This is a genomic window from Geobacillus thermodenitrificans subsp. thermodenitrificans DSM 465 (assembly GCF_000496575.1).
GTDB classification, from domain to species: domain Bacteria; phylum Bacillota; class Bacilli; order Bacillales; family Anoxybacillaceae; genus Geobacillus; species Geobacillus thermodenitrificans.
On sequence record NZ_AYKT01000038.1, the window covers coordinates 1 to 5,013 of the forward strand.

The following is a 5,013-nucleotide window of genomic DNA, read 5'->3' on the forward strand; positions in this document are numbered from 1 at the left end:
AAGAAGGATTGAGTGCATTTTTGGAAAAACGTCAGCCAAATTGGGAAGGGGTTTAAACATATTTTTTATGCATATCGGCCGGTTTGGTCGATATATTTTTGTGTAAAAACAATTATTCTCGATTGAAAAAGAGTGGGAAAATGTAACATAATAAAAGAAAAATCTGAAAAAAGACAGGTGTTGTCGTAATGAAGCCAAGGGCACTTATGTTTACGCTATTTGGAGAATATATTCAACATTATGGGAATGAAGTTTGGATTGGAAGTTTGATCCAGATGATGTCCCACTTCGGCATTTCCGAGTCGTCCATTCGTGGGGCGGCGCTCAGGATGGTGCAACAAGAATTTTTTGAGGTGCGGAAAATCGGCAATAACAGCTATTACTCACTGACGCCAAAAGGGAAGCGGACAATGATGGATGGATTCACACGCGTCTATTCGTTGCGAAACTACAAATGGGATGGCCGTTGGCGCGTGTTAACGTATTCCGTTCCAGAAGAAAAACGGGAGCTGCGCAGCCAAATCCGCAAAGAATTAAGTTTGATGGGGTTTGGTCTTATTTCTCACGGGACATGGGCGAGCCCGAATCCGATTGAACCACAAGTCATGGAATGGATAAAAGATTATCATTTAGAGCCATATGTCATTTTGTTTACGGCGGACTCCATCGTGTCACACAGCAACGAACAAATCATCGAACGCGGTTGGGATTTTGCTTATATCGCCAAAGAGTATGACAAATTTATTGAAACGTACGAACGAAAGTATGAGGAGTTTCAAAAGCAAGCTTGGAACAATGAATTGACCGATCGCGAATGTTTTATTGAGCGAACAAAACTCGTACATGAATACCGGAGCTTTTTCTTTATTGACCCGGGGTTTCCACATGACTTATTGCCCGATGATTGGAGCGGGACGAGAGCTCGGGAGTTGTTTTTCAATGTCCATCAGCTGCTTGCTATTCCCGCCATTCGTTACTTTGAAACGTTGTTTGAGCCTGCTCCGGACCGTGAGTCGGTGTTCAATCGCGATAGGGCGATCAACCCGTTTATGGAGATAATTTAGAGCGCTGGTGGAAAGCGTGATTTCTTGATAGTGGTCGTTTTGGCGAACTCTAAACAATCAAGATTTATATACTAGAGAAATGTCTTTTTGTACTCTCACTTTTTTAAAGGGGGTGAAAAGCGCTATAATTAGCAGAACGCAAATTTGAAGAAAGTTTTAGGTTGTGCGCCTTTTCATATTGAAAGATTCCTATCACACAATGACCTATGAAATCACCGGTCTTTTAGCGATTGGGCTGAAAAAATCGGAGGATTCGTCTTTCGATTGGCTGTTGCATGCGGGGAGAGACAAAGAGAATCATATAGAGGGGAGAGGAAATAGAAATGCTACATAAAGAAATTGAAACAGTGGGGGATGGAATTTATCGCGTTCCGATTCCTGTTCCGTTTCCGATGAAGTATGTGTATTGTTACGTATGTCGAGAGGCGGACGGTTGGAGTTTGATCGACGTTGGATTTCGTTGGCCTGAAGCCATGCGCGCTTGGGAAGCGGCATTCCGGCAATTAGGAATCAAGCCGCGGCACATTCGCGCCATTTACATCACCCATTTTCATCCTGATCATTTTGGTCTTGCCGGTTGGATGCAGCAACAGACGGAAGCGCCGATATGGATTAGTGAACCGGATTATGCGATGGCCGAGCGGGTATGGGGGGAAGAGAGCGCCCAAGCGAGCGAAGTCGCTGCGCTGTTTCTCCGTCATGGCGTTCCAGATGAACTTGTGTCTGAAATAGAAGAGAACATGTGGAGGTTGTCGTTGCGCGTCAGCCCGTTTCCAGTGCTAACGATTTTAGATCGCCATGAAATTGTGCTTGGGCAGCGGCGTTGGACGGTCATTCCGGTTCCGGGACATAGTGACGGTCTAGTCAGTTTTTATCAGCCAGAGTCGCGCCAACTGTTAGTATCAGATCATGTTCTTGACCGCATTACCCCAAATATTAGCGTATGGCCGGGCGCTCATCCGAACCCGTTAGAGCAATATTTTTCTTCTTTGCGTAAAGTGGAGGAGCTCGATGTTGATGTTGCCCTGCCCGCCCATGGCGCAGTGATTCGTCAATTTCGCGAGCGGATCGGCGATATTTTCCGCCATCACGAACAACGATTGCAAAAGATGAAAGCGCTGACAAAAGGAGGGTGCACCGCCTATGAAGTAGCTAATCTCGTGTTCGGCCATAAGCCGCTGACAGCACATCAATGGCGGTTTGCGGTGGCAGAAACGTTAGCGCATTTGGAATATTTGCGATCCATTGGCCAAGTACAAAAAGAGGAATATCACGATGTGATCGTGTATGCGTCATAACGAATAGCCAGCTGTACAGGCAGCTAGGCTCTTTTTTTTTGGCGAGTTAAACAGCGTGGTCTCGTGTTGCATGCATTTAATTGCATGAAAAATATACGGACGGAAAACAAACATTGTGTGTTATAAGGGATGATCTAAGAAGATTGATTAAAGAAAATGAGTAAGATATTTAGATAACCTAAGGAAAATAGAGAAAAATAAAATTTTCAGATTTTTTCTATTTTTAAGTTGACAATAGAGTTTATAGTGTATTAATATTATGTACAGAATACGATAGTTTAAAAAACGTAATAAAGAGGGTGAGGAGATGGATCAAGCGGCGTTGCTCAAAGAAAAAGTCCAAAATGGATTTATCGTTGAAGGAATCGAGGATATGAATGAGGAGTATTTAACAGCATTGAAACAAACATTGACGATTGTCGGTGATACCGAACTGTTAAGCGTTCCGCCGTTATTAACCGTGTATGATCAAGCACCGACGCTCAACAGCAAAATTACGGCATTGGCCATCATGCAAGATGAAATCGGTCATGCCCACATCGCTTACCGGTTGTTGAAAGATTTAGGGGAAGATGTCGACCGGCTGCTTTACGAGAGAGAAGCGCACCGTTGGAAAAATCCGTACGCTTTTGACTTTGAGCTGTCAAACTGGATTGAACTTGGTGTCTTTAACGCGTTTTTTGACCGGGCGGGCTACACACTTCTTGGTGACGCGTTTGAACATACGTCCTACGGGCCGTGGAAGCGGGCGCTCGTGAAAGTCGACAAAGAAGAGTTGTTTCACCTCAGAAACGGTGAAATCATTATGAGAACAGCCATGCAAGATCCGAACTTGCGTGAGGAAGTACAGAAAGCCGTCGATTGGATGTTTTTAATGGCGCTTGAGTTTTTCGGGGTGGAAGATCGACTGAAAAGTCGCTCGGCGCAGCTTGAATACCGGCTAAAAGGACGGTCGAACGATGAGCTGCGGCAAAAATGGTTGTCAACGGCCGTTCCGTTCTGTGAATCGATCGGTGTCAAAGTTCCTGCCCATTATGATGAAGAACAACAAAAATACGTGCTGGATGTGCCGTTCCCGTGCAAGTTTGACCCGGTGAATAAAAAATGGCTGTTTGATCAGCCGGATACGTGGGATAACGTCATTAAACGGTTTAAACAGCGAGGCCCGAAAAATAAAGAATTCGTCGCGCGGATTCAAAAAGGGGCCAAAGAGCTTGAGCAATTACGAAAGGAAGCGGTGTGATGGGCAAACAGGACACGGAAAAATATTGGCAGGCATTGAAAGAAGTGATGGATCCGGAATTTCCGATCAGCGTTGTCGACATGGGATTGATTTACAACATTGAAAAAAGTGACGATGAATTGCATGTTACCATGACGTATACGGCGGTATCGTGCGCCTGTATGGAATGGATCGAGCAAGATATCCGCGACCGTTTGCTCAAGGAAGAAGAAATTCACGATGTGCATATTCACGTCGTCTGGGATCCGCCGTGGACGGTTGACCGGATCAGCCCGGAAGGACGCGAAAAATTAAAATATTGGGGGGTGAGCTCAACATGACAGCGGCCCAACAACGAAAAACGTTTGATATTTTCGCCCGTGTAAAGCGGGGGGACCAACTGGCCTATATCGGCACGGTGGAAGCAGAAAATGAAGAGCTGGCGAAAGTGTATGCTTCCTTTACGTACGATGAAGAGGACTGGGCAGAAATGGTTGTTGTCGACCGCAGCGGACTCGTTTGGGTGAGAAAACCAAAATGGCTATTTGCCTAGAAGGGGGAGAGGGAGAAGTGGAACAGAGACAGCCTAGTGTACATTCGCTCATTGAGCTGCTTGAAACGATCGCTGACAATAAATACGTTCTTGGTGACCGTCTTGTAGAGGTCGGGGTCAGCGGTCCGAATTTGGAAGCGACACTGGCAGCGATCGCGATGGCCCAAGGAGAATTAGGCCACGCGCGTTTGTTGTACAACTGGTGTTTTGATTTGCGTGGGGGAAAAGGAAAAAAACCAGAAATTTACGGACAATCCGGAAAAGCGATGGAAAGCGCGGTAAACGTTCATAACTGGATCACACTCATTGCTGCCTTGTATACCGTGAACACGGCGATTGATGCTGTCTTACAATCGGCGCTCCAGGCGAACCATCCGGCCGTTGTTTCCAAAATTCAAAAGCTAGTCCGTGAACAGCAGGATCATATCGTTTATGCGAAAAATTGGGCGCAGCAGCTCATCCATGATCAAGGTGCCGTTCCGCACCGTTTCCGCCAAGCGTTGAATGCTGCAGCGAATGAAGCGGCCGTTTGGCTAAAAGAGGTTGAGACAAAGGAAGAGCTTCAGCAGGAAGGCTATTTGCCGAAAGGGGTCCAACTCGTTGCACGCTTGCAGCAAGAATTGAAAGCGGTTGCTGCTGAACCATTTGTTCAGTTGAAATAAGGAAGACATAACAGGAGGTGAGAAAGACAGACACAAAACGAACGGTGCGCTTGATGCTTTCGGAAAGACAAAGATGGAAATGAACTTTCAAAAACGGGTTATTGGAAAGTTGCCTGCATCACAACATCAAAAAATTGATAGGGAAGGAGAATAAGAGAATGGTAGCTGTAGAAACGAAGAAACAATATTTGACGGTCGTTAAAGAAGAGGGGAT

Annotated in this window: 6 protein-coding genes; all 6 read left to right on the top strand. The window is 45.7% G+C overall.

The window, feature by feature from the left end; all coding sequences use genetic code 11:
* Positions 1-188 precede the first annotated feature (188 nt).
* The 6 genes from DSM465_RS0117530 (at position 189) to DSM465_RS0117555 (ending at position 4,799) form a co-directional block, all read left to right on the top strand.
* Complete coding sequence (locus DSM465_RS0117530) at positions 189-1,064, top strand: PaaX family transcriptional regulator (protein ID WP_011887583.1); 876 nt, start codon at positions 189-191, stop codon at positions 1,062-1,064.
* Between the two features lie 323 nt (positions 1,065-1,387).
* Positions 1,388-2,362: an MBL fold metallo-hydrolase gene (locus tag DSM465_RS0117535; RefSeq protein ID WP_008880633.1), complete on the top strand. Its 975-nt coding sequence runs from the start codon at positions 1,388-1,390 to the stop codon at positions 2,360-2,362.
* A gap of 307 nt (positions 2,363-2,669) precedes the next feature.
* The gene (locus tag DSM465_RS0117540) at positions 2,670-3,605 is read left to right on the top strand and encodes a Phenylacetic acid catabolic protein (protein WP_008880634.1); all 936 of its coding nucleotides are present in this window, start codon (positions 2,670-2,672) and stop codon (positions 3,603-3,605) included.
* The gene (locus tag DSM465_RS0117545; protein WP_029761930.1) at positions 3,605-3,925 is read left to right on the top strand and encodes a metal-sulfur cluster assembly factor; all 321 of its coding nucleotides are present in this window, start codon (positions 3,605-3,607) and stop codon (positions 3,923-3,925) included. Before DSM465_RS0117540 ends, DSM465_RS0117545 begins: the two co-directional genes overlap by 1 nt.
* Positions 3,922-4,137: a hypothetical protein gene (locus DSM465_RS0117550; RefSeq protein ID WP_029761931.1), complete on the top strand. Its 216-nt coding sequence runs from the start codon at positions 3,922-3,924 to the stop codon at positions 4,135-4,137. Before DSM465_RS0117545 ends, DSM465_RS0117550 begins: the two co-directional genes overlap by 4 nt.
* A 17-nt stretch (positions 4,138-4,154) precedes the next feature.
* The gene (locus DSM465_RS0117555) at positions 4,155-4,799 is read left to right on the top strand and encodes a Phenylacetic acid catabolic protein (RefSeq protein ID WP_029761933.1); all 645 of its coding nucleotides are present in this window, start codon (positions 4,155-4,157) and stop codon (positions 4,797-4,799) included.
* The last annotated feature ends 214 nt before the right edge of the window (positions 4,800-5,013 follow it).

Excerpts from the sequence above, each read along its gene's own strand:
- DSM465_RS0117530 (WP_011887583.1), top strand. The coding sequence starts at position 189 with ATGAAGCCAAGGGCACTTATGTTTACGCTATTTGGAGAATATATTCAA.
- DSM465_RS0117535 (WP_008880633.1), top strand. The coding sequence starts at position 1,388 with ATGCTACATAAAGAAATTGAAACAGTGGGGGATGGAATTTATCGCGTT.
- DSM465_RS0117540 (WP_008880634.1), top strand. The coding sequence starts at position 2,670 with ATGGATCAAGCGGCGTTGCTCAAAGAAAAAGTCCAAAATGGATTTATC.
- DSM465_RS0117545 (WP_029761930.1), top strand. The coding sequence starts at position 3,605 with ATGGGCAAACAGGACACGGAAAAATATTGGCAGGCATTGAAAGAAGTG.
- DSM465_RS0117550 (WP_029761931.1), top strand. The coding sequence starts at position 3,922 with ATGACAGCGGCCCAACAACGAAAAACGTTTGATATTTTCGCCCGTGTA.